General features: G+C 46.6%; 13 protein-coding genes. 3 read left to right on the top strand and 10 right to left on the bottom strand.

Features of this window, described 5'->3' with window-relative positions:
• Positions 1-39: 39 nt before the first annotated feature.
• From QUB68_RS20035 to QUB68_RS20015, 5 genes are all read right to left on the bottom strand, one after another.
• Positions 40-1,449, bottom strand: a complete 1,410-nt coding sequence (locus tag QUB68_RS20035; protein WP_332995738.1) for an RNA-guided endonuclease InsQ/TnpB family protein — start codon at positions 1,447-1,449, stop codon at positions 40-42.
• 148 nt (positions 1,450-1,597) lie between these two features.
• Positions 1,598-2,719, bottom strand: coding sequence for a group II intron reverse transcriptase (locus tag QUB68_RS20030; protein WP_332995736.1), 1,122 nt, complete (start codon positions 2,717-2,719; stop codon positions 1,598-1,600).
• Entirely contained in the window at positions 2,676-3,221 is a 546-nt protein-coding gene (locus tag QUB68_RS20025) for a reverse transcriptase N-terminal domain-containing protein (protein ID WP_332995734.1), read from the bottom strand. The genes QUB68_RS20030 and QUB68_RS20025 overlap by 44 nt, the downstream gene beginning before the upstream one ends.
• A gap of 561 nt (positions 3,222-3,782) precedes the next feature.
• A complete protein-coding gene (locus QUB68_RS20020; RefSeq protein WP_332995732.1) occupies positions 3,783-4,100 on the bottom strand; it encodes a hypothetical protein in 318 nt (105 codons plus the stop codon).
• Between the two features lie 83 nt (positions 4,101-4,183).
• Positions 4,184-4,579 (bottom strand): response regulator, encoded by a 396-nt coding sequence (locus QUB68_RS20015; RefSeq protein WP_332995731.1) that lies wholly within the window; start codon positions 4,577-4,579, stop codon positions 4,184-4,186.
• 871 nt (positions 4,580-5,450) lie between these two features.
• Here QUB68_RS20015 and QUB68_RS20010 point away from each other — a divergent pair.
• Positions 5,451-8,003 (top strand): DNA gyrase/topoisomerase IV subunit A, encoded by a 2,553-nt coding sequence (locus QUB68_RS20010; protein ID WP_332995730.1) that lies wholly within the window; start codon positions 5,451-5,453, stop codon positions 8,001-8,003.
• A 114-nt stretch (positions 8,004-8,117) separates the two neighbouring features.
• On the opposite strand, the gene QUB68_RS20005 is transcribed toward QUB68_RS20010, so the two are convergent.
• Positions 8,118-8,309 (bottom strand): hypothetical protein, encoded by a 192-nt coding sequence (locus tag QUB68_RS20005; protein ID WP_332995728.1) that lies wholly within the window; start codon positions 8,307-8,309, stop codon positions 8,118-8,120.
• Here QUB68_RS20005 and QUB68_RS20000 point away from each other — a divergent pair.
• A complete protein-coding gene (locus tag QUB68_RS20000) occupies positions 8,301-9,776 on the top strand; it encodes an ABC transporter ATP-binding protein (protein ID WP_332995726.1) in 1,476 nt (491 codons plus the stop codon). The two genes, QUB68_RS20005 and QUB68_RS20000, sit on opposite strands and share 9 nt — an antisense overlap.
• A gap of 125 nt (positions 9,777-9,901) precedes the next feature.
• Positions 9,902-10,054, top strand: a complete 153-nt coding sequence (locus tag QUB68_RS19995; RefSeq protein WP_332954881.1) for a chlorophyll A-B binding protein — start codon at positions 9,902-9,904, stop codon at positions 10,052-10,054.
• 227 nt (positions 10,055-10,281) lie between these two features.
• Here the strand turns inward: QUB68_RS19995 and rpoD are convergent, their stop codons facing one another.
• The 4 genes from rpoD to QUB68_RS19975 form a co-directional block, all read right to left on the bottom strand.
• On the bottom strand, positions 10,282-11,451 hold the full coding sequence (gene rpoD, locus QUB68_RS19990) for an RNA polymerase sigma factor RpoD (protein WP_332995723.1): 1,170 nt from the start codon (positions 11,449-11,451) through the stop codon (positions 10,282-10,284).
• 656 nt (positions 11,452-12,107) lie between these two features.
• The gene (locus tag QUB68_RS19985; protein WP_332995721.1) at positions 12,108-12,305 is read right to left on the bottom strand and encodes a hypothetical protein; all 198 of its coding nucleotides are present in this window, start codon (positions 12,303-12,305) and stop codon (positions 12,108-12,110) included.
• 1,141 nt (positions 12,306-13,446) lie between these two features.
• Positions 13,447-16,464, bottom strand: coding sequence for a tetratricopeptide repeat protein (locus QUB68_RS19980; protein ID WP_332995719.1), 3,018 nt, complete (start codon positions 16,462-16,464; stop codon positions 13,447-13,449).
• A 396-nt stretch (positions 16,465-16,860) separates the two neighbouring features.
• Positions 16,861-17,742 (bottom strand): ABC transporter permease, encoded by an 882-nt coding sequence (locus tag QUB68_RS19975; RefSeq protein WP_332995717.1) that lies wholly within the window; start codon positions 17,740-17,742, stop codon positions 16,861-16,863.
• Between the last annotated feature and the right edge of the window lie 5 nt (positions 17,743-17,747).

The following is a 17,747-nucleotide window of genomic DNA, read 5'->3' as shown; positions in this document are numbered from 1 at the left end:
TTATTCTGACTGTTTCCGATCCTTTTTTGCTAACATTCGCTAACAAACACATAAGTTGAGGCGTTCTCTCAACCAAGGCGTATCAACCAATGCCCGCAGGAAAATCCCGCGAGCACCATTTATATCCCTGTTCATGCAGCGTCCATCTTTATCTTTGATGACGCGGGAACCGCCAATCTTCTTAATCTCTCCAGTCCAAGAAACCGTCTTTGATGTATAAGCTTCGTTGATATTAGTCAGGGCTACTTTGCCCGATTCCCAAGCTTTCCACTCAAGGTGTTTCTTGAACTGATAATGAGACAGAGTAAGCATCTGACGCACGGTTTTAGAGCGGAGCTTGCGACGTGACTTGCTAACCATCTGAGATGACTCAAACGATGGCAAGAAAATCAAGTCAAAGTTATCAACCAAGAACTTAGCAGTCTTGTGATGCAGCTCTTTAACCATGTCCTGAATTTTAGCTTTCAACCTGTCAGCGGCTTTCTTAAATCTCTTTTTCTGTGCGCTAGGAGCTTTGCTCATTTTTGAGATCAGCTTGTCTAATTTAAAGCACAGTTTCTGGATTTGAAGATTGGAGTCATTGCCGAGATATCCGTAGGACTTCTCGGAAATAAAAGTCATGAACGTGCGGACACCGGGATCTAAGGCAACCGCGCGACCTTGGTTATCGGTCTGACGCGGTTGCACTTCTTCAGAGACGATGAGGTAATATTCACCATAGGCGAGTGTTAACCGTCCATCACTGAAAGCTTCGGTTAATGCCTCTTTCAGCTTTGACCGACCCAATATTGTGTGGTAGATACCACAGTCTTTGATGGCTGTTTTGGGGATAAAAACAGATTGTTTTGTATCTTTGCGACGGCGGAATTTACTACGACGAACTTGCCAATCTTTTTTGAAATCTGCTTTGGCTTTTTTAACAGCCTGACAAGCGTCTTTGATGGCAATTGATTTGATTTGAAATGGAACTGATGATGCCCAATCAGGTAGTGAATTAAGAATTTCCGTCTTGATTGCCATCCAGTTTGCCTTGGTTCCCGGTTCCTGCAAGTATTTAATTGTTGCATTGAATACGAACCGCGAAACGCCGAACCATTTCTTCAGAAGAGCTTTTTGTTCAGGGCTGGGGAATATTCGGATCTTCCTTGATTTTCTGGCTGTAGCTTCGCCGGGAGTGCATCCTGCAACGGTCGCCGTGAAGGATGGCAAGAATATCGGCTGTGAGTTCGGTTTCAGGACAGTGTACAGGGCTTGAGAGAACCAAGATTTCTCCACCGTTTTGTCTGACCATGAACTCGAATAACTCAAATCCGAATCGACACAATCTGTCTCTACAGGCAACAATAATTTGGAGCTGATCTGGGCGCATAAGTCTGACCAATAGGGCTTGCAGTCCGTTAGAGTCGATAGAGGGATTGCTACCTCTACCTCTCCTTCAAAACCGTGCATGAGACTTTCGCTTCACACGGCTCCTCAATAACTCCATCCTTGTTACGGATACAATTCAAAACGGATTATCGAAATAACTCTTGTGGAGGGAGGTATCTTGAACCGTTTTTATGTCGTGACAATGCTTGTGTAGAAGTTGTAAGTTGTCCTAGGTATTTTTACCACCTAACGATGTTGCTTTGATATGGTCAACTTCTACTATATCTGTACTTGAAAAATACAGGTTACAGTGGGTACATTTACCCTGTTGCCTTTTGAGTAATTTTGCAACTCTGTTGGGCGTTCCTGGGTATTCTCCACGTCGCTTACTCCAGTAAATCCAGTCGCCGTTGTACGGACTAACTTCACCTTTTACTTTGGTATGCCTTACGATTGGCGTACTTGCGTGTTGGGCTAATTTTAACCCGTCTTCTGTACTGAAACACCAATTTCTGTCGCCTACTGTTCGCCAGTATTTGCCTTTGTTGATGCTACCTTTTCCCCTGCTTCTAGCCCAGGCTCTAAGTTTCTGCCATGTTAGGAAATCTACCTTTGAAAAGGTTTCCTTGCTAACAACCGTTGAGTAATAGTTTGACCATCCCCTAATGATTGGGTTGAGCCTACTAATTAAAGCAGCTTGCGGGGCGGTCTTGTGGGAGTCTATTATCTTGGCTATCTTGGCTAGGTGGTTCTTAACCTTGGCTTTAGATGGGGTAATTAGTGTTTTAAAACCTAGCGGGGTTCCTCTTGAGTTATTAGCACATCGATAGTTGCCTACCTTATATTGCTGAATATGGAATCCTAAGAACTCAAACCCAACATTTCCGTTGAATTCATTGAGGGTGTGGGTTAATTTTGTCTTGCTTGGTTTTAATTCTAATCCGATGTCACTTAACCAATTTGCTACTATCTTCTGACAGGCTTGTACTACGTTGATATCTTCATGGATTATTACGAAGTCATCGGCGTATCGGATTAAGTTTAGGGAAGAGCGGTTGTCCCTCTTATTCCCTTTCAGCGTTTCCGCGTATTGCTTAACCCGTTCTTCCATGCCATGTAAGGCAATATTAGCCAATAAGGGAGAAATTACCCCGCCTTGTGGTGTACCCTCATTAGTAGGAAATAACTCACCTTGGTCTAGTACCCCGGCATTGAGCCACGATTTTAGTTGATGTCTCAATGTTGGATATGTGTTAACCTTTTTCAGTAGCGCTTTATGGTTTATGCGATCAAAACATTTGGCAATATCAGCATCTAGCACAAATTTTGTTTTTTTGCCTAATACTGTCAAATATTGCTCCAATCGCGTCGTGACACGAACGCCCTGGTCTGAACCCGTAACTGTTTGGCTCGAATTTTGCCTCCCATTCAGGTTCAAGCGTTAATTTGACTAACGCTTGTAGTGCGCGGTCATGTATTGTGGGTATTCCCAATGGTCTTTTTTCGTCCGTACCTGGCTTAGGTATCATCACCCTCCTAGTGGGTTTTGATTTCCCGGTAAGCTTTAATTGACCTATCAGGTTAGTACGTTGTTTTGGGGTCAGGCTTTTGTACCCATCCACACCAGCCGTATTTTTTCCCTGGTTATCTTGTGTTACCCGTCTAACCGCAATACACTTTGCAGACCAAGACCTAATCAGGGTCTTTTGGAGTTTGCGAACTGTTTTGGCATCACCACGTTCACTTGCTTGGAATATTCGCTTTTGCAACTTAAAAACTCGCTTTTCTAGCTTTCGCCAGTCTAGTTCGTTCCATTCCACCGTCAGATTATTCTGCGTTTTAGACTTATTCATTGCTACTGGTTATTATTCCTTTGAAGTTATCGTGTGTCCGTCAGCATATCCCTCGCATTACCGAGGGCATTCGCTTCTGACACAATCCTGCCTCCATACACCATTCGTTAGCTACTTACTGGATTTCGACCACTCCAGAGGTATATAGAGGTTAATCCGTTCCGACTACACATTGTTTGAATCTTTAGCGCGATGCTGTCCACCGGGTTTTATGGGCGGTGCTTATAGGTCGACGAAAAAACCGCCTATGCCCAATCCTTGCCTTTTGGCTTGGTCTTGATCAGCCATTTGACCATTTCTTTATAACGATGGTTCAAACGCATCTTTGCTTACGCTACGCATGGATTCTTGCTCGACAGTTACCAGATTTGGCTACCAGTAGTTCTGCCTTTTATCCCCGCTTTACCCTGTTAGTTGCTACCCAAAAAAGTAGGGGATATGCTTTCACCTCAGCACTTGAGGGCTAGGACTTAGGGAGGAACCCTTCACCTAGATGTGTAATCAGTTGTTTTGGCTGTTAAGCCAAACTAACCGTCCCGTAAGCTTTTTAGCTACTTTAGGTTAAACGAATCGCACTTTTCTCTTAAAGTTGAGTCCAGAGCCGATGTCTTGGATGATTTCGGCTTCCGGGTGTCGTTCTGGCATGAATTCAACTTGCCTGGTGAGGTCGTCTCGCTGCTTAGTTGAACTGACGGGACAGTAGCTTGGGGTGCTAGTTCCAATTGCAGGGCGCCCGTATGACTCGACATCGTAGAGTCTTTGCCCTGCTTCGTTTTTGATGCTTTTGATCTTGCCTTCATCGGAGGACTTCCTGGTGTGTGTTTGGGTGCAAGCCCAGAAACTCGACTCATGAGTCTGAGTGGTATGTATGCCATTCACTCTATCTACCGTAGATGTGAGTGATTGTTAATATATGTGAGAAAACTACACACTGTCGATCGACCTCCTGTATAAATGTTCGCTCAGTCGGGGAGCAAGGCTTTGATCCGATCGACAAACTCTTGATGGTCTACTACGGGTTTGGATATATAACCGTCGGCACCGCTTTGATTGAGAAAGGTTTCTCTATCACCGGCCATGGCGTGGGCTGTTACCAAAATTATCGGCAGCGAGGCTGTTTGCGGGTCGGCTTTCAGCAGTTGGGTAATCTTGATGCCATCCACGGCTTTTCCCTGGTACACGCTCCGCGACAGTGACACGTCCATTAATATCAAGTCTGCTTCGCCGGCTGCTGCAATCTGCATTACTTCTTCTACATTTTCCGTGTGCTTGACGGCTAAGCCCCCCCGCTTCGTCAGTATTTTGGAAAAAACCCGAGCATTGACCAAATCGTCCTCTACAATCAGAACGGTTTTCATAAATAAATATGGGAAGTATGGAAACTTTGCGACTTGAGTCCAAAGAGGAACACGACACGGGGAATGTAGTCCCCGTCAAAAATGCAGAGTTTTTCGCGCCATTGGCCGGGAACCCTGCAAAACCCGCATATATAAAATATCGTGCAGCCACTAACTATCAGAGGATGTACAGATGCCCAGAAGCATCCAGTACCATAATTTAGACTACTACACACAGACAGTTTAGTTGTTTTTTAGAACTAGGCTTGACACTGGTGAGAGTCTCCAGATTCCCAGTAGCAGGTTTCTAGTATGCTCTATTTCGCGATGGCCTCCGACTTAGAGTCGGTGAGGTGTGACAATTATTTTCTTTCCTGCTCTTAGAATAAAGCAACGTTTATTCACATATTCCCGCCCAGCATTCGGAGTAGCGAATCTAGCGTCCGATTGTTGGGGATTCCCAATTCTCAGTTTTGAGCGATCGAGACAGCTTAAAAGATGAGGCTTGCGTTCATCAACCGGAGGTCAGACTAGGAGGGCGATCGAGGTGAGCTTTAGACTGCTGAATTCTTCAATATTGCCATTTGTGAGCGATTATAAGGAAAAGCATGACTGTGAATCAACCTTCTGACGGCGGGCGGTGAATAGACAAGTAGGCGCTTCTGTCGGCAATATAGAGGTTAGTGTAAGAGTGGAGAGTAAGAGGCAAGTGTTGCCCGTCTTCGGCACTCTGATTCTGGTTTCACCTGTTAAATTTATTTTTATCCTCCCGCTGGGCGGTTTTGTCGAACTTTCGGTTTGTCTGCGGCAAACGCTTTTCATTCGAGACAGGCAACCTGAGCATTATTGACAGAGACTGTCTTCACTCAGGAATTAACGGACACAAGGACTCATGGCTAAACAACTCAACCTACTTTCCGGGCAAGTAATTTCTACGCCTCTGCACGCCGAGATGCAGCAATCGTACCTCGAATATGCCATGAGTGTGATCGTCGGGCGAGCTTTGCCTGATGTCCGCGACGGTTTAAAACCAGTTCACCGTCGAATTTTGTACGCGATGCACGAACTCGGTTTGACGCCAGACCGCCCTTACCGCAAGTGCGCCCGGGTAGTTGGAGATGTTTTGGGAAAATATCACCCCCACGGCGACCAATCGGTTTACGACGCTCTGGTGCGGATGGTTCAGGAGTTTTCGAGCCGCTATCCTTTGCTGGCGGGTCACGGCAATTTCGGTTCGGTGGACAATGACCCGGCTGCTGCGATGCGCTACACGGAAACTAGGCTGGCATCGATCGCCCACGAAGCCATGCTAACCCAAGTCGGCGACGCAACTGTTGATTTTACTGATAACTTTGATAGTTCGCAGCAGGAACCGACGGCACTGCCTGCTCAGTTGCCGTTTCTGTTACTCAACGGCTGTACTGGCATTGCTGTCGGGATGGCAACTAATATCCCGCCGCACAATTTGGGCGAGGTGGTAGACGGTTTAATTGCTTTGATTGAAAACCCGGAACTCTCAGACGAGAAGTTGATAGAACTGATTCCGGGCCCAGATTTCCCGACCGGAGGGGAAATCGTCGCTACAGAGGGCATTGTTGATGCCTACACTAAGGGTCGAGGTAGTATTGCGGTCAGGGGTGTGGCTGGGGTGGAAGAAGTGCCTGGTAATCGCAAGGTGCGTACTAAAACGGCGATTATTGTGACGGAGTTTCCGTTTCAGGTCAATAAGGCGGCTTGGATTGAAAAGGTGGCGGAGTTGGTGAATGCCGGTCGCCTTGATGGTATTTCTGATTTGCGCGATGAAAGCGATCGCGAGGGCATTCGAGTTGTGATAGAACTAAAGCGAGAATTTACCCCGGAAGCGGTGCTAGCTCGTCTTTATCAACAAACTGACCTGCAAACAAATTTTGGGGCGATTTTGCTGGCAATTGTCAACGGTCAACCCCGACAGTTGACCCTTAGACAATTGTTGCAGGAATTTCTGGATTTCCGAGAAGTGACTCTCACCCGCCGCTACAATTACGAGTTGCAGGCGGCAGAACGTCGCTGTCATATTGTCCAAGGCTTAATGTTGGCTTTGACAAATCTTGATACTACGATCGACATTCTGAGAAATTCTCCTGACGGTACTACTGCTAAACAAACTTTCCAAGTTCGTCTTAATTTGAGCGAAAGTCAATCTGATGCGATTTTGGCGATGCCGATGCGGAGGCTGACTGGTTTGGAAAGACAAAATTTACAGTCTGAGTTGGATGAGTTGATGGGCAATATTCAAGAATTGCAGCGGTTGTTGAGCGACAGGCGCGAACTTTTGAAGGCTTTGAAGAAGGAATTGCGATCGCTCAAACGCAAGTATGCTGACGAACGCCGCACTAAATTTGCCAATGGAACTGGACGCGCGGCAACTGCCGAACCACAAGCTTCTGGTAAGAAAAACGCTGGTGTAAAACCGTTGTTGCCGGCAACAATTTTGCCTAACTTATTGCCGGTTCTAGAGGCAGAGGAAACTATTGTTGAATTTTCGCACAAGCAGTATGTGCGACGCTTGCCGGCTGGGGAACGTCCGCGCTCGAAAAGTCGCGAAAAATCGGTTTCAGCTTTAGAAAAGAATGAAGATTTTATTGTGACGGCAAACCTGACGAAAACCGATCGCACTTTGGTAGTTTTAACCCCTAATGGCAAAGCTTACCCGCTGAAAGTGGCTGATATTCCTAGTAGTAGCCAAAAAGACCGGGGAACGCCTATCGTCGGTTTGTTGTCGCCGAGTGCTACTAAAGAAAGTGCCGGTCGTGCTTTGTCGGAAATCACAGTTGCACACTTTATTTTGCCGGAAAATTCGGAGGCGGCGGATTTAGTAACTCTAACTCAACAAGGGAAAATTAAGCGCTTGCCGATGCAGGAATTTGCAGATTTGACTAATCGCGGCATTACTGTTGTTAAACTCAAGGAGGACGATCGGCTGCGCTGCGCTAGTCTCAGTAAAGTTGGCGACCAAGTGGCTGTCGCAACTTCGGGAGGCCGAGTTCTCCGGTTTGATGTCGATGACGAACAATTGCCACCAATGGGCCGCAGTGCCCAGGGTTCTCAAGTCACCAGGTTGCGGAAGCAGGAACAGTTGGTGGGTTGTATTACGATCGACCGGGAAGACAGTCTAGTGCTATTTTCAGAGTTGGGTTGGGCTAAACGAATGCCTGCGGGTTCTGTCAGACTGACTAACCGTGGCGAAATTGGCACTCAAGCTTTTCGCTTTGCAGAGCCTAAAGATGCTTTGGTTGGCTTGCTGCGGGCTGTTCCGGGTACGGATGTTAAACTTTTTACGAATTCTGGCCGCTTGCTGCGATCGACTACTGATGCTATAGCTTTTTGGGGGAAAGATGCTCCGGGCGATCGGGTTTTTGACCTCAATCCTGGTGAAAAAATTATCAAGGTTGTTAGTAGTCAATAGTCATTGGGCATTGGGCATTGGGCATTGGGCATTGGGCATGGGGCATTGGGCATTGGCCAAACAGGGCATTGGGCATTGGGCATTAATCTGATTTGTGACCTCTGACTTCTGACTTCAACATCCATCCGTTAAATCATTTAAATCCTGTACACTGCTCGTTGCCGAACTGCCTCCTTCCTTGAATATCCCAATTCCCAATTCCCAATTCCCAATTCCCAATTCCCAATTCCCAATTCCCAATTCCCAACTCCCCATGCCCAATTCCCCATGCCCCAATCTAAAATCTAAAATTGTTCGATGGCGCAAGTTGTATTAGAAAATATCTACAAAAGTTTTCCGCTCCGCCAAGGAGAACAGGAAAAAGCAGCAAACATCGTCGCAGAAAGTGTCTCGCCGGAGGCTTCTCACCCTTCGTCTAACAGCGTTTTGCGGCGGATTAACCTGACGGTCGAAGACGGGGAATTCATGGTGTTGGTGGGGCCTTCGGGCTGTGGAAAAAGCACTTTGCTGCGATCGATCGCCGGTTTGGAAGTTTTGACTGCCGGCAATATCTGGGTGGGCGATCGCCTAGTTAACGATTTGCCTCCTAAAGACCGAGATATCGCTATGGTATTTCAAAATTATGCTCTCTATCCTCACTTAACAGTTTACGATAATCTCGCCTTTGGATTGCGTCGCTCGGAAACGGAGAAGGAAGGAAGTTTGGCAACGAGCACTGTACGGGATTTAACGGATAGAAGGAAGACTTCTCCTGAGCGTAGCCGAAGGAAGGAAGAAGGAAGTTCGGCAACGAGCAATGTACGGGATTTAACGGATAGATGGAAGAAGACGGAAGCGAGAAGCCAGAAGGCAGAAGTCATCCAAAAGAAGCTAGAAGAGGTGATTAATTATTTAGCTTTTCAGACTTTAAACAATGCTCGAATACATACTTTGTGGGAGGATTTTTTAGTAGGAGCAACTCGTAAGTTACCTCCGGGTTTGCGCTATTTTTCGGAACGGGAAAAGGCGGTAGGAGCAAGAGTGATCCAGGTAGCTCAATTATTGCAAATAGAACCTCTTTTACATCGCTTGCCGAAACAACTTTCGGGAGGGCAAAAGCAACGTGTAGCTTTGGGTAGGGCGATGGCTCGCAATCCTCAGGTGTTTTTGATGGACGAACCGCTATCGAATCTTGATGCGAAGTTGAGGGCGGAAACTCGATCGCAAATTGTGCAGTTGCAGCGACAGTTGGGCACTACCACTATTTATGTGACTCATGACCAAACTGAGGCGATGACTATGGGCGATCGCATTGCGATTATGAATGCCGGTCAGCTTCAGCAAGTCGCTCAACCTTTAGAGCTTTACAACAAGCCGGCTAATTTGTTTGTTGCTGAGTTTATCGGTTCTCCGCCGATGAATTTTTTGCCGGTGCAGTTTACAGCCCCGCTGTTGATTTCTCACCCGCAATTTCGCTTTACTTTACCGGATATTTGGGCGAAAAATTTACAAAAATACGACGGGCGAGGGCTGATTTTGGGCATCCGGCCGGAACATCTGAGCATTCACCCTCCGGCTACCAAAAATCTGTCTGTACAAGTGGAAATTGTGGAGGCTTTGGGACACGAAACTTATTTGCGGGTGTGTTTGACGGATGATCCGGCCGTGCGGATGCAGGTACGGGTTCCTCCTGAGCGAGCGGTGAGAGTTGGCGAGGAGCTTTGGCTGGCGATCGCCCATGACAAAATTCATTTGTTTGACCCGGATACCGAATTGTCGATTTTTCCTCGTTAGCCAAAATTACAAGCTCGATCAACCGTTGTGACCGATATCACAAATCACACACTTGCTTTTGTTTCAAGTAACTGTTATATTAATTTACATAAGCCTTACAAAAGTTAACGAAAGGAGTTCGCACTATGCAAGAACAAAAACGCAACGCTTGGAACTGGGGCTTTAGCGAAGGAGCTGAAAATTGGAACGGTCGTTTGGCGATGATTGGTTTCTCTGCCGCTGTCATCATCGAATTGGTTTCCGGTCAAGGGGTGCTTCACTTCTGGGGCCTGATCTAATTTTTTAGTTAAGACTTTTTCAGACACTGCAAAGCTTGGGAGTTCCTTTGGGGACTCCCAAGCTTTGCAGCACAATTTTTATGGCGCGATCGACCTACAGCAAAAATCAAATTGCTGTGGTGGAGTTAGCCGCCAAAAACTTAACAGCGATCGCTCTTTTTGGGTCGGGGGGTGTCCCCCCCCAAAAGAGCTAGAATCACTCTTTTGGGTGATGCTAGAGAATTACTCTAGCGGATATATTCTTTCAAGATGCTGTTGCGGTTGGGATGGCGCAACTTCCTGAGAGCTTTAGCTTCGATTTGGCGAATCCGCTCGCGAGTGACGTTAAAGATTTGACCAATTTCCTCCAAGGTCTTCATCCGTCCGTCGTCTAAGCCGTAACGCAACCGCAGTACATCCCGTTCTCGGGGGCTCAGAGTGTCCAAAACGCTTTCTAAGTCTTCCCTGAGCAAGTTTTTTGAGACTTGATCTTCTGGCGTTTCCCCGTCAGATTCAATAAAGTCTCCCAGACGCGAGTCTTCCTCTTTGCCGATCGGAGTTTCTAGAGAGATCGGTAACTGTGCGGATTTAGCGATGAAGCGCAACTTCTCGATCGTCATCTCCATACGGGTAGCAATTTCTTCTTCCGTAGGCTTGCGACCCATTTCCTGAGACAGCAGTTTGGTAGTTTTCTTGATCCGCGAGATGGTTTCGTAAAGGTGAACCGGCAGGCGGATAGTCCGGGATTGGTCGGCGATCGCCCGCGTGATGGCTTGACGTATCCACCAAGTTGCGTAGGTAGAAAATTTGTAGCCTTTTTCGTGATCGAATTTTTCAGCGGCGCGGATCAGGCCCAAAGAGCCTTCCTGAATCAAATCTTGGAAAGACAAACCGCGATTCATGTACTTTTTGGCGATCGACACCACCAAACGCAGGTTTGATTGCACCATTTTCTCCTTAGCCCGCCGCCCAACGTGGAGTCGGTGACGGAATGCAGGTAGTGCCATATCTACAGCATTCGCCCACTCGTTGTCTTTGGGTTCGCGATCTAACTCTTCCAGCAGTTGTTCTCGAACTCGCTCTAATTCCAGCAAATCTGCAATTTTGCGGGCGAGTTCAATCTCTTCATCGGCTCGTAACAGTCGAATCCGACCGATTTCTTGCAGGTAAAGACGAATAGAGTCTTCTGTATAGTGCTTTTTCTTAGCCTGAGCCCGACGGCGGGCTTTGGCGCCTTTGCCGGCTTTGGTGTCGTCTTCTTCGGATGGATTGTCGAGAAAATCTTCTCGATCGTCTTCTTCGTCGATAAAGAGTTCCAACTCGCTCTCCGGTAGAACGCTTTCGGCATTCCGAAGCAAATCGATTGTTTCCATTTGGGGTGTGATTTTAGTTTCGAGTACGGTGTTAGCCTGGATCATGCCGCCTTCCTCATGCTCCTGAATTAAAGAATAAATAACAGTGGAATAGTGTCTGTTTGTAGTTTAGACAAGTTAACCGGTATTGACATTACCGCAGGCTGAAATAGTGAGATTTTCGGCGTGCTAAATGAAGCAGCGACCGAAACTGCACCAGTTTTATCAGTCAAAGTTCGAGTTCTGGTTGGAACTAGCCAGCGCCGTCAATCGATCGCAGACTTTAACACCGCGACGTAAGGATTGAGCGTGCGGCTTTTTCATTCACAGCAAGTTATCGCACGATCTGCGATACCTTACCCAGAGAATCGAAACTAGAAATGCGAGCGATCGCACCTCAAAAAATACTGACTTTTTTCCTCGGTACTTCGATCTTTTACCCGTACTATTTTTCCCGCCCAGAACCCTCTAACTTCTCTGCGTTCGAGGTGTCGAACCTTTGAGTCGCCTGCTGCTTTCACGATGTTGTCTGACATCACAGTTGCACGGCGAGTTCTCGCCACCTCGGATGCGGGTCTGCTGCTAAGAATGCAGCAGCAGAGGGTCGAAGCACCAAACGGTGAAAATTGGATCAGACGAAGACCTTTCCGATTGTAGCCTTTCTCACAAAAAATGGAAGTTGTTTTCCGTTTTTTGTCAAGAACCAGGAAAACTTTGTCAGCTTAGCTTGACAATACGGACTCGTGTCTGGCTCTGCTCCATTCTGAAAACGGCCCGCAAAACTTGGGCACGATCGAACGGCGCTGTTTTCTGCGAATATCTGGGTGAACGGCTGCGGCGTAGTTGGCCAGACACTTAGCAGACAATTTTTGACTTGCCGGAATTGGAACCAATACAATCCGTGTAAATGCACCCATCATTACCCTGTTTCCCTGAATTGAATCATACGCAATGTGCGATTGAATAAAGCTTACGAGCTTTAGTTGTAAGTCGGCAACTCTGGAGGAGAGACCGACGATGACCCCAAATGAAGCGTTGCGGGTTTAGTAGTGCAACAGGGGCTTTCTTTGTTAAGTTAGCTCAATTTTGAAAAATTGGGGCTTATTTTGACATTACATCACATTAAGTTCGTAACGTCACATTCTCATTTCAGCTATTTGCCTGAGCTTTGCTGCCTGAGAGATGATCGCAGCCAGACTGAGAAAGTTTGCGAGCGAGTTCGCTCGTGCGGTAATTGTACGCTGCGAAATGCAAGCGGGATTCCCCGTCTCTCTAGCTAATATCTACATTCATCAGAAAAATGGGTAGAAACCCCGTCCTTCTAGGACAACTTTATATTTTTTTTTTGAATACTATCGCCTTGGGATTGGTTAATCCGGTGTGCCTTTGTGCTGCACTTTCAACGGGACAGTTACCGTTTCAAATCTCCCAATCCTGTACGCATAGTATTTCGCTCGGTTAGAGCCTCCCTTGCGGGGTGATGTTAGCTTCGACCAGTTATAAGAGCTTGCGCAGGGCTTGCAACACTGTTCCAGTGACCTTAGAACTGTTTAATTGCAAGCGACAGAGCAGGAGACTAGCTACGCATCTCAAGGTGTCGTGACTCAAATAACGGCTACCCTTTAAATCGAGGCGAACGACTGCGATCAGGGTGGCAAGAGTCAGAAGGGCTTGTTAGATTTCTCTTTCAAGCCTCATGCCGTCAGGGCTGAGGTTCCTGACTTTAATCTCAGAAACAAGTTCAGTCGAATATTACTAAGTTTAACTCGATCTCGCAGTTCGCAGAGCCTCCTAACAGGTAATAGTCACGATCGCCTCTTGACGGAGATAGATTTTAGAAACTTGAAGCTGCTTAACCAGCTCGCCGTTCAACTGACCTGGTTATTTAAAAGATCGGCAACTTTATACTTGGTTAAAAAATATCCACTGCAATATAAAGATGCGATTCAGCCTTTGCCAGCCTATTTAAGTAAAATTACGCACAACTCGCGATCGCCAGCCAAGTTCTGTGGCGAATCAGCAGTTTGCCACTCCCAAGCTGTCCTCACCCAAGCAACACAATTAAACTGCCTCAACCGCACGAGCATAAAAAGCCAACAGCGCCAAGACGCAAGTTTTGTCGCCGTACAGACGCCCGTGCTGCTGCCGCATTCGATCGGCAATACCGCCCCTCCATTCCGGTTCCAATCCCAGCCTCACAGCTATTTCTACATATTCTGTGCAACTTTGAGCAACCGTTTCTGTCACTCCCAGCATTTGCAAAATCCCAAAGGAATGACGGCCCCGCATAAATTCTCCCGGACAAGTGACAATAGGTAAATTGCAGGCGATCGCTTCCAAAGTCGTGTGACCGCCAGACCAACCGAAACTGTCAAGAAAAACATCACACAGAAGTTGCAAATTCCCATAAGCTTTCTCATCCATCTTCGGTAAAATTGTGCAAAAATCCCCGCTATCCAAACCGTACTTAGCAAAAGCCCGCTGAAGGCGCTGCTGAAACAGCTTGCCAATATCAGCATTCGGACGCGATATAAAGGCAAACTGAGCTTGAGGAACCCGTCGCGCAATTTCGGCAAAAATATAGTCGTGTTGCGGCAAATATTTGCAGAGAGTTTGACAGCATAGATAAACCACAGCCCCCTCTGGCAGGCGAAAATTTGCCCGAGTCGCAGTTGCTGCGGGAATCGCTGGCTGCGGGTAACAAATGCCAATATTCGGCAAGCGAATTAATTTTTCCGCATAATGTTCAACTGCATTGGACGGTTCCATCAAATCGCTGGAAAGGAAGTAATCGACAGTCGGCAATCCTGAAGTCACCGGATGCGCCCAAGAGGTACATTGAATCGGAGCGAGGCGCAAAGCAGCAAGTTGAGTCATTTGCAGTTGCAGCCCAATATCCAGAAAAACCAGTACGTGTAATTGGTCAGCAATAATTTGTTTGCAGATTAATTCTAAGTTGCCGGGAATGTAGCGGAAAAAATCGCTGTACAACCGGAACTGTTGAGTAAAGTTGTCTTGCGTCTCGCTAATGTGATAGCAATATACTTCAAATTCGCTGCTGCTGTGTTGCAGCCAGCCGAGGGTTAATTTGCCCACTGTATGTCCCCACAAGCAAGCAGAGATGTAGCCGATGCGAATTTTGCCTGTTTTACTCAGGGGAGGTAGGGGTAAAGGTTTTGTCCACTGCGGATAGTTAGCGGCCATGACTCTGCTGACAAATTGCCCGTACTGTTTCTGGATTTCTAAGTCGTTGTAGCCTTGATAAGCTAGAAAGAAGTTGGTGTGCTGACCGATAATTGTTAAAGCTTTTTGTTTGCCTTCATCTGTCTTAAGGCTGATTTGTTGAATTAACTGTTTGATTCCTGTCTCGAATCGATCGCGATAAACAGCTATTTCCTCTAAATTTTCATAAATCACCGGCAGAATTAAATACTGTCCCGAATTAAAAAACCAGTCTTCGGGAAACAAACTCGACGCCTCGGCCGCCATCAGGATCGCTTCTGAAGTTCTCCCCGATGCTAGCAAGCCTGAGACTAAATTGCGGTAAAGACTGGCTGCTGCGGGATAAAGTTCGATCGCCTCCAAGCAAACTTGAATTGCTGCTGCATATTCCTCTAAGCCCTGGTAGCAGTTAGCCAAATTTAAGTATAATTGAATGTCCCCTGTTTGAAGTTCTAAAAATTTGCGATAGTGGATAATGGCTGGTTGATATTCGCCGCGCCCATAGCAATCGTTGCCAAAATAAAGGTATGCTTGAATTGGGTCATTTTTGAGACGGCGGGCAAATTCGAGATTGGCGATAACTTCTGAAGCGTCTGGCTGCAATTGCAGGGCAGTTTGGTAAACGGCGATCGCGCGATCGACTTGGGTTTGCGACAGCAGCAAGTTGCCCAGATTCAGGTAGCTGCCAAAATGAGCGGGATTAAGTGCGATCGCTTCACGGTAAATTGACTCAGCTTGACTAATATCGCCGATTTGCCAAAAAATATTGCCTAAATTATTATAAGCATCAAAGCAGTTAGGATTGAGGGCGATCGCCTCTCGATAAGCTCTGACTGCACTAATAGTATCCCCAGTTTTTTGCAACACCAAGCCCAAGCTGTAATGAGCACCAGCTACGGACGAATCAATCTGCAAACACTCGCTCAGCACATCTTGCGCTTCTCGATACCGCTCTGCGGCATAATAAAGTGTACCGAGATTTTGCCAAGCATCTACACACAGGCGATCGCGCTGCAAAACTTGCTTGTACTTCTCCTCTGCTGCGATAAATTGTCCGGCTTGGTGCAGGTTTAAAGCTTGACAATATAACTTTTCTGTGATTAGTTTGTGGTCTGATTGCTGCAAATCACAAATTGATTGAATCACAGCTTGATTCCGGAATTGCTGAAAAGTTGACCAATCGTAATTCCCTAATGTATTGACATCCCAACTGAAAACCTGCAAGCCATTCCAAGCATCGCTGAATTCAGATTCCGAAAAATCCAGCAGCAGTTGACACTGAGGGTGGGCGGCGACAAAATCCCAGTGAGCTTGACGCGGGGCCCCCAAATTGCTATTACTTAAAACAATCAGTGCTGGTTCGGCTAAAAACGGTTTGGATAACAGTAAAGCTAGTAAATGCGATCGGTAATCGTGAGCGGCATCATAAAACAATACACCAATTTTGTCAGCAGATTGCATTTCTCGCAAATCCCAGAAAAATTCCTCAAAATTTTGATTGCAAAAAAATACTTGTTCCGACAAGTTAAAAGTCGCTAAATTTTCTCCTAAATTATCGCTGGTGTCGCCAAAAGTATCAAATTCCGAAAAATCATCAACGCCACAAGCCGTTATTTCTGGATTGTTTAGCAATGCGGCGATTAAACTCCCGCCTTGAAAACAGCCGATTTCGCAGTAAACTTCATCGGGAGACATACATTCGACAGCAAAATTTAGCAACTGCATTGCATTGGCTGTCGTGGTAGTTTGAACAGAGTTAATTATCTGCTGAAATTGACGGGATTTTGGTTCAGCTTGCGGTTTTCCCCAGTTATTGTACAACTCAGATATGTCTTCTATAAATCTTTGGTATTGCATTTTGTACCTCTGGTTGTCAGGGAACATCTCACTTTTGTAAAAAGCATTTTTTCTTGTTGTGCGAGCATCCCCGTATAGCAAAAATTCTACTTTCTTCCCGGTAGAAGATTATCTAATTCTTGCTTCTTCTTCTTCTTCTTCTTCTTCTTCTTCCTTCGTGTCCTAGCGCTCACGCGCCGCTTCGCATACTGCGTCTTCGCGGTTCAATAATACTAATTTTTTTAGCGGGAAAGGAGTATAATCTAGCCGGGACAGCACTATAAAAAACTGAGATGCTCCCGGTTGTCAGTTGTAATAGGATGTGCGGTGAATTGTCAGAAATAAAAACGGTTTGCAATCAGGAATTTAGTCCTCAGGAAATAAACGACTAAATTCCTCATTACAAACATTGGATTACTACTGGTTGCGCAGCCGGGGATTGACAAATTCGTTCAATCCTTCTCCCACCAAAGACAGTCCGACTACCATTAAAGTCATGGCCAAACCGGGAAACAAAGCTGTCCACCAAATGCCGGTAGGTAGCGCGTCTAAAGCTAAGCGCAAATCGTGTCCCCATTCTGGAGTTTCTTCGGGAAGTCCTAAACCGAGAAATCCTAAACCTCCTAATGTTAAAATGGCGTCAGCGGCGTTGAGCGCAAACAGCACGGGTACACTCTGAATCACGTTCAGAAATAGGTAGCGCGAAAGGACTGTCCAAGTGTCAGCGCCCATTGCGCGGGCGGCTTCGACAAATAATTCGGTTTTGACGCTGGCGGTGTGATTCCTGACGACGCGGTAGTATTGAGGGATGTAGGAAATGCTCAGGGCGATCGCAGCATTGAATACTCCTCTTCCCACGACAAATGCTAGAGTTAAGGAAAGCAGCAATCCCGGCAAAGTATAAATTGTATCCATTAAAAATAACAGCACGCGATCGAGCTTTCCGCCCAAATAACCGCTAACCAAACCCAGCGGCACCCCGATAAACAAACTCAAACCTGTGGCTAAAATCACCACTTGCCAAGCCGCCCGCGAAGCAAACAGCGTGCGCGAAAAAACATCGTAGCCGCTGCGGCTGGTACCAAACCAATAATTTGCCGACGGCGGTTCGTGGATGGGGTTAATCAAAGCATCGGTAGGATTTTGCAGCCATCCCCAAGCCTGCATCGCCGGAGACAAGGTGGCTACCAATACAAACACGGCGGTGATTGCCAAACCCGCCCACATCATTTTCATGGACAGGCTTGACGGTGAGGCAATATTGAGAAATCGCGGTAACTGAAGTTTATTTAGTGTCATCTTTA

It is taken from the genome of Microcoleus sp. A006_D1, from assembly GCF_036702805.1.
Classification (GTDB): domain Bacteria; phylum Cyanobacteriota; class Cyanobacteriia; order Cyanobacteriales; family Microcoleaceae; genus Microcoleus.
This window is presented reverse-complemented; position numbering and strand designations above follow the sequence as displayed.